11 protein-coding genes are annotated in these 15,356 nt (G+C 71.5%); 2 read left to right on the plus strand and 9 right to left on the minus strand.

The annotated features are described in order from the left end of the window. Nucleotides 1-26: 26 nt before the first annotated feature. The 8 genes from ACSHWO_RS25280 to ACSHWO_RS25315 all read right to left on the minus strand — a co-directional run bounded on the left by ACSHWO_RS25280 (nt 27) and on the right by ACSHWO_RS25315 (nt 9,961). Entirely contained in the window at nt 27-743 is a 717-nt protein-coding gene (locus tag ACSHWO_RS25280; protein ID WP_361087976.1) for an ABC transporter ATP-binding protein, read from the minus strand. Continuing rightward, a complete protein-coding gene (locus ACSHWO_RS25285; protein ID WP_438319268.1) occupies nt 740-1,924 on the minus strand; it encodes an ABC transporter ATP-binding protein in 1,185 nt (394 codons plus the stop codon). The genes ACSHWO_RS25280 and ACSHWO_RS25285 overlap by 4 nt, the downstream gene beginning before the upstream one ends. Before the next feature lie 5 nt (nt 1,925-1,929). After that, nucleotides 1,930-3,657 carry a branched-chain amino acid ABC transporter permease gene (locus ACSHWO_RS25290; RefSeq protein ID WP_361087973.1) on the minus strand — a complete coding sequence of 576 codons (1,728 nt, stop codon included), beginning with the start codon at nt 3,655-3,657 and terminating at the stop codon, nt 1,930-1,932. 5 nt (nt 3,658-3,662) lie between these two features. Beyond that, nucleotides 3,663-4,595 (minus strand): branched-chain amino acid ABC transporter permease, encoded by a 933-nt coding sequence (locus ACSHWO_RS25295; protein WP_361087970.1) that lies wholly within the window; start codon nt 4,593-4,595, stop codon nt 3,663-3,665. 116 nt (nt 4,596-4,711) lie between these two features. Continuing rightward, nucleotides 4,712-5,947, minus strand: coding sequence for a branched-chain amino acid ABC transporter substrate-binding protein (locus ACSHWO_RS25300; RefSeq protein WP_361087967.1), 1,236 nt, complete (start codon nt 5,945-5,947; stop codon nt 4,712-4,714). 538 nt (nt 5,948-6,485) lie between these two features. Next, nucleotides 6,486-6,896, minus strand: coding sequence for a hypothetical protein (locus tag ACSHWO_RS25305; protein ID WP_438315182.1), 411 nt, complete (start codon nt 6,894-6,896; stop codon nt 6,486-6,488). Nucleotides 6,897-7,132: 236 nt separating this feature from the next. Then, entirely contained in the window at nt 7,133-7,621 is a 489-nt protein-coding gene (locus tag ACSHWO_RS25310) for a PaaI family thioesterase (protein WP_438315185.1), read from the minus strand. A 54-nt stretch (nt 7,622-7,675) separates the two neighbouring features. Then, on the minus strand, nt 7,676-9,961 hold the full coding sequence (locus ACSHWO_RS25315) for an FdhF/YdeP family oxidoreductase (protein ID WP_438315188.1): 2,286 nt from the start codon (nt 9,959-9,961) through the stop codon (nt 7,676-7,678). A gap of 134 nt (nt 9,962-10,095) precedes the next feature. On the opposite strand from ACSHWO_RS25315, the gene polA reads away from it, so the two are divergent. After that, nucleotides 10,096-12,816 (plus strand): DNA polymerase I, encoded by a 2,721-nt coding sequence (gene polA, locus ACSHWO_RS25320; protein WP_438315191.1) that lies wholly within the window; start codon nt 10,096-10,098, stop codon nt 12,814-12,816. A 90-nt stretch (nt 12,817-12,906) separates the two neighbouring features. On the opposite strand, the gene ACSHWO_RS25325 is transcribed toward polA, so the two are convergent. Continuing rightward, the gene (locus ACSHWO_RS25325; protein ID WP_438315194.1) at nt 12,907-13,848 is read right to left on the minus strand and encodes a DUF4184 family protein; all 942 of its coding nucleotides are present in this window, start codon (nt 13,846-13,848) and stop codon (nt 12,907-12,909) included. Nucleotides 13,849-14,132: 284 nt separating this feature from the next. Between ACSHWO_RS25325 and ACSHWO_RS25330 the strand changes: the two genes are divergently transcribed. Then, complete coding sequence (locus ACSHWO_RS25330; RefSeq protein WP_438315197.1) at nt 14,133-15,323, plus strand: lytic transglycosylase domain-containing protein; 1,191 nt, start codon at nt 14,133-14,135, stop codon at nt 15,321-15,323. The last annotated feature ends 33 nt before the right edge of the window (nt 15,324-15,356 follow it).

The raw sequence follows: 15,356 nt of genomic DNA on the forward strand, positions 1-15,356 counted from the left end.
CACGCGTCGTGCGGGGTGTGGCGGGGTCAGTCCTCGCCGAGGTAGGCCTTGCGGACGTCCTCGTTGTGGAGCAGTTCCTGGCCGGTGCCCGAGAGCACGATCTTGCCGATCTCCATCACGTGGGCCTGGTCGGCCAGCGAGAGGGCGGCCTGGGCGTTCTGCTCGACGAGCAGGATGGTGGTGCCCGTGGACTTGAGCTCGGCGATGGTGGCCATGATCTTGTGCATCATCAGCGGGGAGAGGCCCATGGAGGGCTCGTCCAGCATGAGGAGCTTGGGGCGGGACATGAGGGCCCGTCCCATGGCGAGCATCTGCTGCTCACCGCCCGAGAGGGTGCCGGCGGCCTGCTTGCGGCGTTCGCCCAGGATGGGGAACATCTCGTAGGCGCGCTGGATGTCCTTCTCGATGCCGTCCTTGTCGCTGCGGAGGAAGGCTCCGAGCTGGAGGTTCTCGGCGATCGTCAGCCGGGGGAAGATGTGGCGGCCCTCGGGGGAGTGGGCGAGGCCCAGGGAGACGATCTTGTGGGCGGGGACGGTGCCCAGGGGCTGGCCGTCGAAGGTGATGCTGCCGGAGCGGGGCTTGATGAGTCCGGACAGGGTGCGCAGGGTGGTGGTCTTGCCGGCGCCGTTGGTGCCGACGAGGCAGACGATCTGGCCCTGCTCGACGGTGAAGGAGATGCCCTTGACGGCTTCGATCTTGCCGTAGGCCACCTTGAGGTCGTTGACCTCGAGGAGTGCGGTCACTTGGCTTCTCCGTCCTTGCTGGTGGTGCTGTCCGCGGCTGCCGCCTCGGTGGTGGGGGCGGGGGCGTCCGTGGTGTCGGCCTCCGTCTCCGTCGCCTCGGTCGTGTCGGCGTCCGCGGTGTCGGCGGCTTCCGCCGCCTCGGGGGTTTCGGTCTCCTCGGCGTCGGCCGCCTCGGCTTCCGTCGCCTCGGCGTCGGCCGCCTCGGCTTCCGTCGCCTCGGCGTCGGCCGCCTCGGCTTCCGTCGCCTCGGCGTCGGCCGCGGGGGTTTCGGTCTCCTCGGCCTCGGCCTCGGCGGACTCGGCCTCGGTCTCCGTGGCCTCGGCCGCCGCAGCCTCGGCAGCCTCGGACTCCTCGCCCTCGGCGGCCGGGGGTTCGAAGGGTTCGCCGAGGTAGGCGGCGATGACGCGCTCGTCGCCCTGGACCTCGGAGGCGGTGCCCTCGATGAGCTTCTCGCCCTGGACGAGGCAGGCGACGCGGTCGCAGAGGTTGAAGATGAACCGCATGTCGTGCTCGATGACGAGGACGGCGATGCCCATGTCGCGGATGGCGAAGATGAGCTCTTCCGCGGCGCGGGTTTCCTGCGGGTTCATGCCGGCCGTGGGCTCGTCGAGGAGCAGGAGGCCGGGGTCGCTGGCGAGGGCGCGGGCGATTTCGAGCTTGCGCTGCTCGCCGTAGGGGAGGTTCTTCGCCAGGTGCTGGGCCTTGTGCTCCAGGCCGATGAACTCCAGGAGTTCCATGGCTCGGGCCTCGGAGGCGGCTTCGGCCTTCTTGAAGCCGGGGCCGCGCAGGAGGGCCGACCAGAGGCCTTCCTTGGTCCGGGTGTGGCGTCCGACGAGGACGTTCTCCAGGACCGTCATGTTGGCGAAGAGCCGGATGTTCTGGAAGGTGCGGGCGATGCCGGCCTTGGTGACCAGGTGCGGCTTGGGCGGCAGAACGGTGCCCTTGTAGCTGACGGTGCCCTCGGTGGGGACGTACAGGCCGGTGAGGCAGTTGAAGAAGGTGGTCTTGCCGGCGCCGTTGGGGCCGATGAGACCGACGATCTCGCCGGAGTTGACCTGGAGGTCGACGCCCTTGACGGCGGTGAGGCCGCCGAAGCGCATGGTGACGCCGCTGGCCTGGAGGACCGTCTCGCCGGCCGGGGTGGCGGCGGGCTTGGTGGTGGTGTCGGTGGTGGTCGTCATGGTGTTCACGCACCCGCCTTGGCCGTGGCCAGGTCGGTGGGAGCCTGGTCGGCGGTGTCGTCGTGGAACTCGAGCTGTGCGCGCTTGTTGGCGATGAGGCCTTCGGGGCGCAGGCGCATGAGCAGGATGAGGGCGATGCCGAATCCGAGGAGCTGGTAGTCCTGGAGGAACTGGAGCTTCGCGGGGATCAGGAAGAGGAGTGCGGAGCCGAGGATGGGTCCGCGGATGGTTCCCATGCCGCCGAGGATGACGGCGGCGAGGAGGAACGCGGAGTTGGGGGGTACGGGTCCGGCGAAGACGTAGTTCTCGGGGACGACCGTGGTGTTGACGTGGGCCTGGACGGTGCCGGCGAGGCCGGCGAGGGTGGCGCCGAGGGCGAAGGCGATGAGCTTGACGCGGAAGCCGTTGATGCCCATGGCTTCGGCGGCGGTCTCGTCCTCGCGGATGGCGACCCAGGCGCGTCCGATGCGGCTGTTGCCGGCGCGGGCGAAGACCAGGATGACCAGGGCCATGACCAGCAGCATCAGGAGGTAGTAGTTGGCGTAGGCGCCGAGGGTGATGCCGAGGACGTTGTGGGATTCCCCGAAGTTCCACCCGAAGAGTTCGAGGTGGGGGATGTTCGGGATGCCGTTGGGGCCGTTGGTGACCTGGGGGCCGGAGGTGCCGTCGAGGTTGCCCATGGCGATGCGGAAGATTTCTCCGAAGCCGAGGGTGACGATGGCGAGGTAGTCGCCGCGCAGGCGGAGGGTCGGGGCGCCGATGACGACGCCGAAGACCAGGGAGGCGAGGGCGCCGACGATGACGGCGGCCCAGAAGGGGAGGTGGAGGCCGAAGGCGGAGGCGGTGCTTCCGGAGACCAGGGCGGCGGTGTAGGCGCCGACGCCGAGGAAGGCGACGTAGCCGAGGTCGAGGAGGCCGGCGAGGCCGACGACGACGTTGAGGCCGAGGGCGACGGTCGCGAAGATCAGGATGTTGACCGCGATGAGGGTGTAGGTGTCGCCGCTCTGCTGGATGAGGGGGAAGGCGATGAAGGCGGCCGCGGTCGCGATGACGGCGACCTGGCGGTGGTTCGCGGTGATCTCGGCGAAGCGGTCGGTGACACCGGACTTGATGAGGCCGGTGGCGGCGAGGCTGACCGTGATCAGGTACGCGACGAAGAGCTGCGGTTCCTTGTCATCGGTGTCGATGCCGAAGGTGATCACGAAGAGGGCGAGGGCGTAGACGCCGACGATGATCAGGATCTCGGCCCAGGAGGGCAGCTTCGTGGTGGTGGCGGCGGCCTTGCGGGTGTCGTCGGTGAGCTTGAACGCGGCGATGGCCGGGATCAGGGAGGCGACGAGGGCGAGGTAGGCACCGGGTTCGAGGTTGACGACGCCGCCGAGTTCGACCGAGATGGCGATCGCGGTGAACCAGGTGGTGGCGGCGGCGCCCAGGGCGAGGAACCGCAGGGCCTGGGTGGCGCCCTTGGGGGCGAGCCAGCCGAGGCCCTTGGTGCCCAGGGCGGAGAGGGCGTAGAGCGCGGTCAGCAGGGCGCCGAAGAGCGTGAGGAGCTGCAGGGGCGCCGGGTTGCCGTAGATGGTGAGGTCGCCGGGGAAGGCGGCGGTCCAGGTCCAGGCGGTGAAGGCGCTGATGACGGTGAGGAGGGAGCCGCCGGCGATGGCGTACAGCAGGGTGGTGCTGTTGTCGGTCTCCTCGACCACGGCGGGGCTGAGGGTGGCTTCGTTGGTGGTCATGGTTCTCACGCCCGATCCGTGACGCGCTGGCCGAGCAGGCCTTGGGGCCGTACGAGGAGGACGACGATGAGGAGCACGAAGGCCCAGACGTTGGACCAGGCGCCGCCGCCGAGCTGCTGCATGCCCGGGATGTCCTCGATGTAGGCGATCGAGAGCGATTCGGCGAGGCCGAGGACGACGCCGCCGACCATGGCGCCGTAGATGTTGCCGATGCCGCCGAGGACGGCTGCGGTGAAGGCCTTGAGTCCGAGGATGAAGCCCATCTCGAAGTTGATCTGGCCCTTGTCGACGCCGTAGGCGACGGCGGCGACGGCGGCGAACGCGGCACCGATGGCGAAGGCCATGACGATGATGCGGTCGGTGTTGATGCCCATGAGCTTGGCGGTGTCGGGGTCCTGGGCGGTGGCCTGCATGGCGCGGCCGCTGCGGCTCTTGGAGACGAAGACGCCGAGGGCGAGCATGCAGAGCGGGGCCAGGGCCAGGACGAAGGCGTCGGAGCGCTGGATCGCGAGGTTGTCGGTGATCTGGAACGCCTTGCCGGTGAACTCGGGGAAGGTCACTGCCTTCTTGGCGTCCGGGTAGAACTGCCAGACGAGCTGCTGGAGCGCGATCGAGAGGCCGATGGCGGTGATGAGGGGTGCCAGGCGGGGGGCGCTGCGCAGTGGCCGGTAGGCGAAGCGTTCCGCCGCGGTCGCCACGGCGACGGAGGCGAGGGCGCCTCCGAGGATCATGAGGGGTATCGCCACCAGGAGCGAGGTTCCGCTCGGGAGTGCGGTGTAGGTGGTGAGGGCGCCGAAGCCCCCGATCATGAAGATCTCGCCGTGGGCGAAGTTGATGAGCTGGACGATGCCGTAAACCATGGTGTACCCGATGGCGATGAGGCCGTAGAGGGCACCGAGGGAAAGGCCGTTGGCCAGCTGTTGCGGCAGTTCGTGCACCGCAGGGCCTCCGATGTGCGTGTCGGATAAGAGTCCGCGCGAGGGCGCTGTTTGCGCCCTCGCGCGGCTTGGTTCTTGGGGGGTGGTTCAGGTGTGGCTGCCGTCAGGCGTGGCGACTACTGGTTGAAGGTGTCGCTCTTGACGTCGATCCACTTGCCGCCCTCGACCTTGTAGACCGTGAGCTGCTTGTTGGTGGTGTCGCCGTACTCGTCGAAGGAGACCTTGCCGGTGACGCCGTCGAAGGAGACCTTGCCGAGGGCCTCGACGACCTTGGCGCGGGCGTCGGTCGGGACCTTGCCGCCGTTGGCGGCGACGACGGCCTTGACGGCCTGGATGACGGCCCAGCCGGCGTCGTAGGAGTAGCCGCCGTAGGCCGCGTACGGGTCCTTGTAGCCGCCCGCCTTGTAGTCCTCGATGAACTTCTTGGCGGTGTCGAGCTTCTCGACGGGGGCGCCGATGGAGGTGGCGAGGTCGCCGTCGTTGGCCTCGGCGGAGGCGGAGATGAAGGCCGGGTCGTAGATGCCGTCACCACCGAAGAGCGGGACGTTGGCGCCGGTCTTCTTGATCTGGTCGGAGAGCAGGCCGCCCTCGGGGTACTGGCCGCCGAAGTAGACGGAGTCGGCGCCGGAGGACTTGACCTTGTCGGCGGTGGAGGAGAAGTCGGTCTCCTTCACGGTGACGTGGTCGGTGCCGACGACCTCGCCGCCGAGCTTCTTGAACTCCTCGGCGAAGATGCCGGCGAGGCCGGCGCCGTAGGTCTGCTTGTCGTCGACGACGAAGACCTTCTTCTTGCCGGCGTCCTTGAAGAGGTACTGGGCGGCGAACTTGCCCTGGACGACGTCGGTGGCGGCGGTGCGGAAGTAGGTCTTGAAGGGGCGCTTGAACTCGCCCTTGCCCCAGTTGTCGCCCTGGCTGAGGGCCGGGTTGGTGTTGGCCGGGGAGACCTGGGCGAGGTTGGCGGAGGCGAAGACGCCCTGCATCTGCTGGGCGACGCCCGAGTTCAGGGGGCCGACGACGCCGAGAACGTCCTTGTTGCCTACGAGCTTGGTGGCGTTTGCCTGTCCGGAGGCAGGAACTGCCTGGTCGTCAAGGCCTTCGACCTTGAATTCCACGCCGGGGACTTCGTTGTTCTTGTTCGCGGTCTTGGCCGCGAGGTCAACGGAGTTCTTGATGCCCTGGCCGAGAGCGGAAAGGGAGCCGGTGAGGGGGGCGTCAACGCCGATGACGACGACGGTCTTGGAGCCGTCGGCCTTGTCCCCGGTCTTGCCCGCGTCGCGGGAGCCGCAGGCGGTAAGGGTGAGGGCTCCCGTGGTGATCACGGTCGTGAGGACAAGCAGAGAACGGTGTCGCACGATTCTTCCTTTCCCTGGCGCGGCCGCCCTCGAGTTGAGGGCGCCGAACGGGAGCCGGGCCGCACTGGGAGTTCCACGGCCGTGCTGGTTTGCGCTCTGTGGCGCGGTGACTGGCCGTGACTCTAGGCCGAGGTGGCGAGCGCGGGGGAGCGGGGAAAGGAGGATGTGACTGTCTTGTTATGCCAAGGCCAAGAATGGGCGGCGGGAGTTCGGACAGATCGGGCGTTTGGCGACGCTGTTGGGCGTCCGCATCGTGAGAATTCCCCGGTTCTCTAAGGGGCTTGAGGGCCTCATGGTCCTGTCATAGATCAAATCGGGCCGAATGTCGCAGCGCGTGTCCGAAAGAATCCCCAGGGCGGCTTTCCGTGAGGGAAAAGGGCGATTCTGTCGGGCGTGCGCATTACTGATGGTAATGACGGTCCTTGATCCGCTTCGTGCGGTCGGACCGTGACCGAAACGGGCGGAACGCCCTCGAACCGCGGCCCGGCCGTACCCGCCCCGGATGACCGGAAGCCGGACAGTGCGCTCGGGATTCCGGTTACCCGGCCGGGCTGGGCGGCCGCCAGTTCTCGGAGCTCCAGGTGGCCCCGTCCCGTTCCGTGCAGCGCTGCGCGACGAGCCGGTCGATCAGCTCAAGTGCCTTGTCCCTACTGGCAGTTCGCTCTTCGGCGCGACCTGCGGCGACGGCTTCCTCGTGGATCGCGTACTGCGCGTTGGACATCCCCTTCTGCTCCCAGTCCAGCCCGGCCCAGTAACTGCCCTTGAGGGCCTCTTTCGCCCAGTAGGACACCAGAGTTGTGCAGATCCGGGCGGGTGGGGAAGGGCTCGGGGCGGCCTCCTGGGGGGACTTCGGGCCGCCGGCCGCGCAGCCGGAGCCCGCCCCGAGAGCGAGGGTCGTGAGGAGCGCAGCGGCGCCGTACCGGGCCGCGCGGGGTGGCTGGGTGCCCATGCAGGCGACGGTAGGCCGTCACCTTGGGTGACGCAACGGCCGTGTGCGGGGCGGGTCCGGACTGGCGGATTCCGGGCGGTCGGCGTGGCTGACGGGGCCGCGGGAGGAGCGCGGAGGCGGGGCCGGGGAGGAGCGGAGGCGGGGGAGGGGTGGAGGCGGGCACGGCGCGGGCCCGGACCCCCGCCCCGGGCGGGAGCGGGGGTCCGGGCCCGTGGGGACCGGTGGAGCGGGCCGGGTCAGGCCTGCGCGGCCGCGGTGGCGCCGTCGCCGGCGCCGGCGTCGCGCAGCAGGCAGGTGAGGCGGGCGCTGCACACCCGCCGGTCCTGCTCGTCGCTGATCACGATCTCGTAGGTGGCGGTGGATCGGCCGCGGTGCACGGGTGTGGCGACGCCGGTGACGAGGCCGGAGCGGACCCCGCGGTGGTGGGTGCAGTTCAGGTCCACGCCGACGGCGATCCTGGTGATGCCGCCGTGGAGCATGGCGCCGATCGACCCGAGGGTCTCGGCGAGCACCGCGGAGGCGCCGCCGTGCAGGAGCCCGTAGGGCTGGGTGTTGCCCTCGACCGGCATCGTGCCCACCACCCGGTCGGGGGCCGCCTCCAGGATGCGGATGTCCATCCGCTCGCCGAGGTGGCCCGCCGAGAACAGCGCGGGCAGGTCGATGCCCAGGGCCGCGTACTCGTCCAGGACCTCCTGCGGGAACTTCACAGCGTGCTGCTCGCCCATGGGCCGGCTCCGTTCGTCAACGATCGTTAACCATCTTGTCCTGACGTCGTTCTATCAGGCCGGTTCGAAGCGCACGACGACGGACTTGCTGGCGGGGGTGTTGCTGGTGTCGGCGGTGGAGTCCAGCGGGACGAGCACGTTCGTCTCGGGGTAGTAGGCCGCCGCGCAGCCGCGGGCGGTGGGGTAGTGGACGACGCGGAAGCCGGGGGCGCGTCGCTCCACGCCGTCCTTCCACTCGCCGACCAGGTCCGTGTAGGAGCCGTCGGCGAGGCCGAGCTCGGCGGCGTCCTCGGGGTGGACCATGACGATGCGGCGGCCGCCGGTGATCCCGCGGTAGCGGTCGTCGAGGCCGTAGATCGTGGTGTTGTACTGGTCGTGGCTGCGCAGGGTCTGCAGCAGCAGCCGGCCCTCGGGGAGCCGCGGGTACTCCACGGGGGCGGCGGTGAAGTTGGCCTTGCCGGTCGCCGTCGGGAAGCGGCGCTCGTCGCGGGGGGCGTGCGGGAGCCGGAAGCCCTCGGGGCGGGCGGCGCGGGCGTTGAAGTCCTCGAAGCCCGGGACGACGCGGGAGATCCGGTCGCGGATGGCGGCGTAGTCCCGCTCGAACTCCTCCCAGGGGGTCGTGGAGGCGTCGCCGAGGACGGCGCGGGCCATGCGCGCCACGATCGCCGGCTCGGACAGCAGGTGCGGGGAGGCCGGGGCGAGGTTGCCGCGGGAGGCGTGGACCATGCCCATGGAGTCCTCGACGGTGACGAACTGCCGCCCCGAGGCCTGGACGTCCTTGTCGGTGCGGCCCAGCGTCGGAAGGATCAGGGCCCGGCGGCCGGTGACCGCGTGGGAGCGGTTGAGCTTGGTGGAGACGTGCACCGTCAGCGAGGCGCGGCGGATCGCGGCCTCGGTGACCTCGGTGTCGGGGGTCGCGCCGACGAAGTTGCCGCCCATTGCGAAGAGGACCTTGGCCTTGCCGTCGCGCAGGGCCTCGATGGAGCGGACCACGTCGTAGCCGTGGTGCCGCGGCGAGGTGATGCCGAATTCCCGGTCGAGGGCGTCGAGGAAGGCGGGGGCGGGGCGTTCGAAGATGCCCATGGTGCGGTCGCCCTGGACGTTGGAGTGCCCGCGGACGGGGCAGACGCCGGCGCCGGGGCGGCCGATGTTGCCGCGGAGCAGGAGCAGGTTGACGACCTCGCGGATGGTGGCGACGGCGTGCTTGTGCTGGGTCAGGCCCATGGCCCAGCAGACGATGGTGCGCTCGGAGGCCAGGACCATGGCGAGGGCGCGCTCGATCTCGGGCCGGGTCAGGCCGGTGGCGGTGAGGGTCTCGGCCCAGTCGGCCTCCTCGGCGGCGGCGGCGAGGTCCTCGTAGCCGTGGGTGTGCTCGCGGACGAAGTCCTCGTCGACGGCGCCCTCCGTCTCGATCACCAGCTTGTTCAGGAGGCGGAAGAGGGCCTGGTCGCCGCCGATGCGGATCTGCAGGAACAGGTCGCTCAGCGGGGTGCCGCGGAGCATGCCGAGGGGGGTCTGGGGGTTCTTGAACCGCTCGGTGCCGGCCTCGGGCAGCGGGTTCACCGAGATGATCTTCGCGCCGGAGGCCTTGGCCTTCTCCAGCGCGGAGAGCATGCGGGGGTGGTTGGTGCCCGGGTTCTGCCCGGCGACGATGATCAGGTCGGCCTGGTGGAGGTCCTCCAGGGAGACGCTGCCCTTGCCGATCCCTATGGTCTCGGTGAGGGCGGAGCCCGAGGACTCGTGGCACATGTTGGAGCAGTCGGGCAGGTTGTTCGTGCCGAACTCGCGGGCGAAGAGCTGGAAGAGGAACGCGGCCTCGTTGCTGGTGCGGCCGGAGGTGTAGAAGAGGGCCTCGTCGGGCGAGGCGAGGGCGTTCAGCTCCTCGGCGATGATCTCGAAGGCGCGCTCCCAGCTGACGGCCTCGTACCGGTCGGCGCCGTCGGGCTGCGCCCCCCGCTCCAGGAGCATCGGCCGGGTGATCCGGCCCTGCTGGCCCAGCCAGTAACCGGAGCGGCCCGCGAGGTCGTCGAGCGGGTGGGCGGCGAAGAAGTCCGGGGTGACCCGGCGCAGCGTGGCCTCCTCGGCGACCGCCTTGGCGCCGTTCTCGCAGAACTCGGCGGTGTGCCGCTTGTCGCCCTCGGGCCAGGCGCAGCCCGGGCAGTCGAAGCCGTCCTTCTGGTTGACCTTGAGCAGGGTGCGGGCGGTGCGCGCCACCCCCATCTGGGCCTGCGCGATCCGCAGCGTGTGTCCGATCGCGGGCAGGCCCGCCGCGGCGCGCTTGGGGGGCGCGACCTGCGGCGCGTCCTGTACGGGATCATCTGCGGGCGGCTTCGTGGCCATGTCGCTCCCCTTTGAGCACGTCGGGCAGTGCGCCGGCATGGCCGCGCGCTTCGCATTCGCGCCCGATCCTGTCATGACCGGGGCGGTGATCGCCGACGCCGGAATTGTCGGCGGGGGCGCCTAGGATCGGGGGCGTGGCAGAGAACGCATCGAAGAAGACCGACCAGACGACCGCAGCGGCCCGCCCCCGCCTGATGCTCATGGACGGGCACTCCCTGGCGTACCGGGCGTTCTTCGCGCTGCCCGCGGAGAACTTCACCACGGTGACCGGCCAGCCGACGAACGCGATCTACGGCTTCGCGTCGATGCTGGCGAACACGCTGCGCGACGAGGCGCCCACGCACTTCGCGGTGGCGTTCGACGTCTCGCGCAAGACGTGGCGCTCGACGGAGTTCCCGGAGTACAAGGCGAACCGCTCCTCGACCCCGGACGAGTTCAAGGGGCAGGTGGAGCTGATCGGCGAGCTGCTGGACGCGATGAACGTGCCGCGGTTCGCCGTCGACGGCTTCGAGGCCGACGACGTGATCGCGACGCTGGCGACGCAGGCGGAGGCGCTCGGATTCGAGGTGCTGATCGTCACCGGCGACCGGGACTCCTTCCAGCTGGTCTCCGAGCACACCACGGTGCTGTACCCGACGAAGGGCGTCTCCGAGCTGACCCGCTTCACGCCGGAGAAGGTCGTGGAGAAGTACGGGCTGACCCCGCAGCAGTACCCGGACTTCGCGGCGCTGCGCGGCGACCCGTCGGACAACCTGCCGGGCATCCCGGGCGTCGGCGAGAAGACCGCCGCCAAGTGGATCAACCAGTTCGGGTCGTTCGCGGAGCTGGTGGAGCGCGCCGAGGAGGTCAAGGGCAAGGCCGGGCAGAACTTCCGCGACCACCTGGAGGCCGTGAAGCTCAACCGGGTCCTGACCGAGATGGTCCGGGACGTGGCGCTGGAGAAGACCCCGGCCGACCTGGAGCGCGCCCCGTACGACCGGTCCGCCGTGACCGGCGTGCTGGACGTGCTGGAGATCCGCAACGCCTCGCTGCGCGAGCGGCTGCTGGCGGTGGACCCGGGCGCCGGCCACGAGGAGGCCCCGGCTCCGGCCCCCGGCGTGGAGCTGGACGCGTCCGTGCTGGGCACGGGCGAGCTCGCGCCGTGGCTCGCGGCCCACGGCGGCGGCCCCCTCGGCGTCTCCACCGTGGACAGCTGGGCGCTGGGCCAGGGCAGCATCGCCGAGATCGCGCTGGCCGCGGCCGGCGGGGCGGCCGCATGGTTCGACCCGTCCGCGCTGGACGAGGCCGACGAGCAGGCGTTCGCGGCCTGGGCCGGCGACCCGGACCGGCCCAAGGTCGTGCACAACGCCAAGGTCCTGATGCGGGTCTTCCCCGAGCACGGCTGGCGCCTGGACGGCGTCACCATGGACACCGCGCTCGCCGCGTACCTGGCCAAGCCGGGCCGGCGGTCCTTCGCGCTGGACGCGCTGTCGGTGGAGTACCTGGGCCGCGAGCTCCAGCCCGCCGCGGTCGACGGCCAACTGGCCTTCGGCGCCGACGAGACCGCCGAGGCGGAGGCGCTGATGGCGCAGGCCCGCGCCGTCCTGGACCTCGGCGAGGCCTTCACCGGCAAGCTGGTGGAGGTCGGCGCCGCCGACCTGCTCCACGACATGGAGCTGCCCACCTCCGAGCTGCTGGCCCGGATGGAGCGGTCCGGCATCGCCGCCGACCGCGACCACCTGACGGCCATGGAGCAACAGTTCGCCGGAGCCGTGCAGCAGGCGGTGAAGGAGGCGCACGCGTCGGTGGGCCACGAGTTCAACCTCGGCTCGCCCAAGCAGCTCCAGGAGGTCTTCTTCGGCGAGCTGGACCTGCCGAAGACCAAGAAGACCAAGACCGGCTACACCACGGACGCGGACGCGCTGGCGTGGCTGGCCACGCAGACCGACCACGAACTGCCCGTGATCATGCTGCGGCACCGGGAGCAGGCCAAGCTGCGGGTCACCGTGGAGGGCCTGGTCAAGACGATCGCCGCCGACGGCCGGGTGCACACCAGCTTCAGCCAGACCACCGCCGCCACGGGGCGCCTGTCCTCCACCGACCCCAACCTGCAGAACGTGCCGGTGCGCACCGACGAGGGACGTGCCATCCGCCGCGGGTTCGTCGTCGGCGAGGGCTACGAGTCCCTCATGACCGCCGACTACAGCCAGATCGAGCTGCGCGTCATGGCCCACCTGTCCGAGGACGAGGGCCTGATCCAGGCCTTCCTCTCCGGTGAGGACCTGCACACCACCGTCGCCTCCCAGGTGTTCGGCGTGGAGCGCTCCGCCGTCGACCCCGAGATGCGCCGCAAGATCAAGGCGATGTCGTACGGGCTCGCGTACGGGCTCTCCGCCTTCGGCCTCTCCCAGCAGCTCGGGATCGAGCCGGCCGAGGCGCGCGGGCTCATGGAGACGTTCTTCGAGCGGTTCGGCGGGGTCCGGGACTACCTGCAGCGCGTCGTCGACGAGGCCCGTGCCACCGGCTACACGGCGACGATCTTCGGACGCCGCCGCTACCTGCCGGACCTGGCCAGCGACAACCGGCAGCGCCGCGAGGCCGCCGAGCGGATGGCGCTGAACGCCCCGATCCAGGGCACCGCCGCCGACATCGTCAAGGTCGCCATGCTGCGCGTGGACCGGGCGATCGCCGAGGCGGGCCTGACGTCGCGGATGCTGCTCCAGGTCCATGACGAAATCGTGCTGGAGATCGCCCCGGGCGAGCGCGAGCGGGTCGAGGAGCTGGTGCGCCGCGAGATGGCCGCCGCCGTCGAGCTGCGGGCCCCGCTGGACGTGTCCGTGGGCGTCGGCCCCGACTGGGAGTCCGCCGCGCACTGACCCGGAGCCCGGAGCCCGGTGCGCCATGTGCCCGCGCCCGCCCCCGCCGTCCGGCGGGGGCGGGCGCACGTGCACGGTGTGCGGGCGGGCTCACCCGGTGCGCAGGGGTTCCGGCGACTCCGTGTCCGCGGGGCGCCCGCCGCCGCTCCGGTCCTGCGGGGCGTCCCGCACGTCGTGGGCGTGGGCGTCGTCACGGGCCGGGCGGCGGTGCCGCAGCCGCACCAGGGCCGCGTACAGCAGCAGGCCCACCGCGAGGCCGGCGCCCGCGCCGAAGCAGACGGTCGGGACGATGTCGAGGGGCGAGCGGATCCGGTCGTAGAACGTGAAGAAGCGCAGTACCCGCGTCGTCACCCCGACGGCCGTGCACCCGGCCACCAGCGCGGCCGAGCCCAGTGCCTCGGCCCTGCTCAGCGTCGGCACCGCCGCCGGCGCGGGCCGGTCGGACGTCCGGCGCACGGCCGTCACCGCGAACCAGAGCAAACCGCCGGCCGCGACCGCCGACGAGCCGTACTGGAGGTAGGTGTAGAGCGGGTACCCGAACGCCAGCGGTTCGCCGAGCCGGGGCAGGGCGTTGGTCCCCCACCGGTCCAGGTGCGTGAAGCTGTCCCAGACGACATGCGTGAGCGAGCCCAGCACCGCCGAGAGGTAGAACCACAGCGCGAGCGCCGCCGGCCGCCGCGCGCCCGGTCCGCCCCTTCCGTTCGGTCCGCCCCGCCATTCCTCGCCCCGGACCAGGGCGTGGACGCGGCCTTGGCGGGCCCTCGGCAGCAGCGCCACGAGCGGTTCGCGCAGCAGCAGCCAGCAGGCGGCGAGCACGGCGGTCAGGACGGCGTCGGCGGTCAGCACGCCGGGCAGCGAGTGCGTGAACGCCCCGTACCGCATGACGCCGCCGACGACGGCGTCCGCGAAGTAGAACGTGTCGGGCGCGAACGAGCCGAGGACGAGCGCGGAGGCGACGAGCGGGCCGCGCGCCCGGCCGGTGCGGCGTACGGCGGGCAGGACGGCGGCGGCATGGCTGAGTGTGAAGGGCACGGCACCTCTTGGCGGTTCGGCGGACAACGGGTCGAGCGGCGGGGCGGGGTCCCGGGTCACGGCGGGTGACCGTTTCTTCACTTCGGGTCAATGCGTCCCGAACGGGTCCGGCCAGTATGCGTGACCTGCACATGGCGTGGGGAAGTGGTGAAGGCCCGGCCGCGAATCGGTGCGGTGTGAAGGGAGTTGACGTAGGGTCACGCCGACGTCGAGGGGGAGGGGACCGGCTCATGTCGGCTCGGTGGACGGCTCGTGGCAGGCTGCGCAGGGGAGCGACCGCCGCCGTGGCGTGCGCACTGGTGGCGGCCGCGGTGACCGCCTCGCAGGCCCCGCCCGGCCCTCGCACGGTCGTCGTCGGGGAGGGCGTGCCGCCTGCCGCGGCGCCGACGCAGGACGGCGGCGCGGACGGCGGCGACGGCGCCTACCTCACCGAACTCCCGCCCCTCGCCAGCCCGGAGCCGCCGGCGGGCCTCCTGCCGGACGGCGGAACCCAGCCGCCGACCGGCCCCGGCGAGGCGGCCGCAGCCCCCAACCAGCCCGTCGTCCTGGGCGGCGCGGCGGGTGCGCAGGGGATACCGGCGACCGTGCTGGCCGCCTACCAGCGGGCCGAGGAGCGGATCGGCCGCAGCGATCCGGGCTGCGGACTGCGCTGGCAGCTCCTCGCGGCCATCGGCAAGGTCGAGTCGGGGCACGCGGGCGGCGGACGTGTCGACGCCGCCGGCACCACCCTGACCCCGGTCCTCGGACCGGTCCTGAACGGCAACGGCTTCGCGACGATCCGCGACACGGACGGCGGCCGCTACGACGGGGACGCCGCCTACGACCGCGCCGTCGGGCCCATGCAGTTCATCCCGTCCACCTGGGCCGCCTGGGGCCAGGACGCCGACGGCGACGGCCTGCGCAACCCCGGCAACGTGTACGACGCCGCCCTCGCCGCCGGCCGCTACCTGTGCGCGGGCAGCCGCGACCTGCGGGTGGACGCGGACGTGGACCGGGCCGTCCTCTCCTACAACCACTCCTCGGAATACCTGCGGACGGTGCGGTCCTGGCTCGCGTACTACCTCAACGGGGCGCACGCGGTCCCGAACGCGGGAGGCGGCGCGGCCGCACCCGCGAAGCCGCAGCCCCGGCCGAAGCCTTCACCCGCGTCCACGCCCACACCCACCCCGACCCCGACGCCGACGCCGACGCCGAGCCCGACCCCGACGCCGACGCCGAGCCCGACGCCAACGCCGACGCCGAGCCCGACGCCAACCCCGACGCCGAGCCCGACGCCCACCCCGACGCCGACGCCGACGCCGAGTCCGAAGTCCACCCCGACGCCGAGCCCGACGCCCAAGTCCACGGCCACGCCCCGGCCGACGCCCAGCCCCACGGCGAGCGTCCGGCCGTCGCCCTCCGCGGCCGAGCCGTCCGCGTCCCCGGCCGGGTCCCCCTCCCCGGGCCCGGCGCGGGACGGCACGCGAACCCCGTAGCCGAACGGTTCTCATCTCGCACGCGCGTTGCTA

It is taken from the genome of Streptomyces pallidus (ex Mingjun et al. 2026) (assembly GCF_051550185.1).
In the GTDB taxonomy this organism is placed as follows: Bacteria; Actinomycetota; Actinomycetes; order Streptomycetales; family Streptomycetaceae; genus Streptomyces.

Coding starts and splice junctions, on each gene's coding strand:
- ACSHWO_RS25305 (WP_438315182.1), bottom strand. CDS start 6,896: ATGGGCACCCAGCCACCCCGCGCGGCCCGGTACGGCGCCGCTGCGCTC.
- ACSHWO_RS25285 (WP_438319268.1), bottom strand. CDS start 1,924: ATGACGACCACCACCGACACCACCACCAAGCCCGCCGCCACCCCGGCC.
- ACSHWO_RS25310 (WP_438315185.1), bottom strand. CDS start 7,621: ATGGGCGAGCAGCACGCTGTGAAGTTCCCGCAGGAGGTCCTGGACGAG.
- ACSHWO_RS25315 (WP_438315188.1), bottom strand. CDS start 9,961: ATGGCCACGAAGCCGCCCGCAGATGATCCCGTACAGGACGCGCCGCAG.
- ACSHWO_RS25290 (WP_361087973.1), bottom strand. CDS start 3,657: ATGACCACCAACGAAGCCACCCTCAGCCCCGCCGTGGTCGAGGAGACC.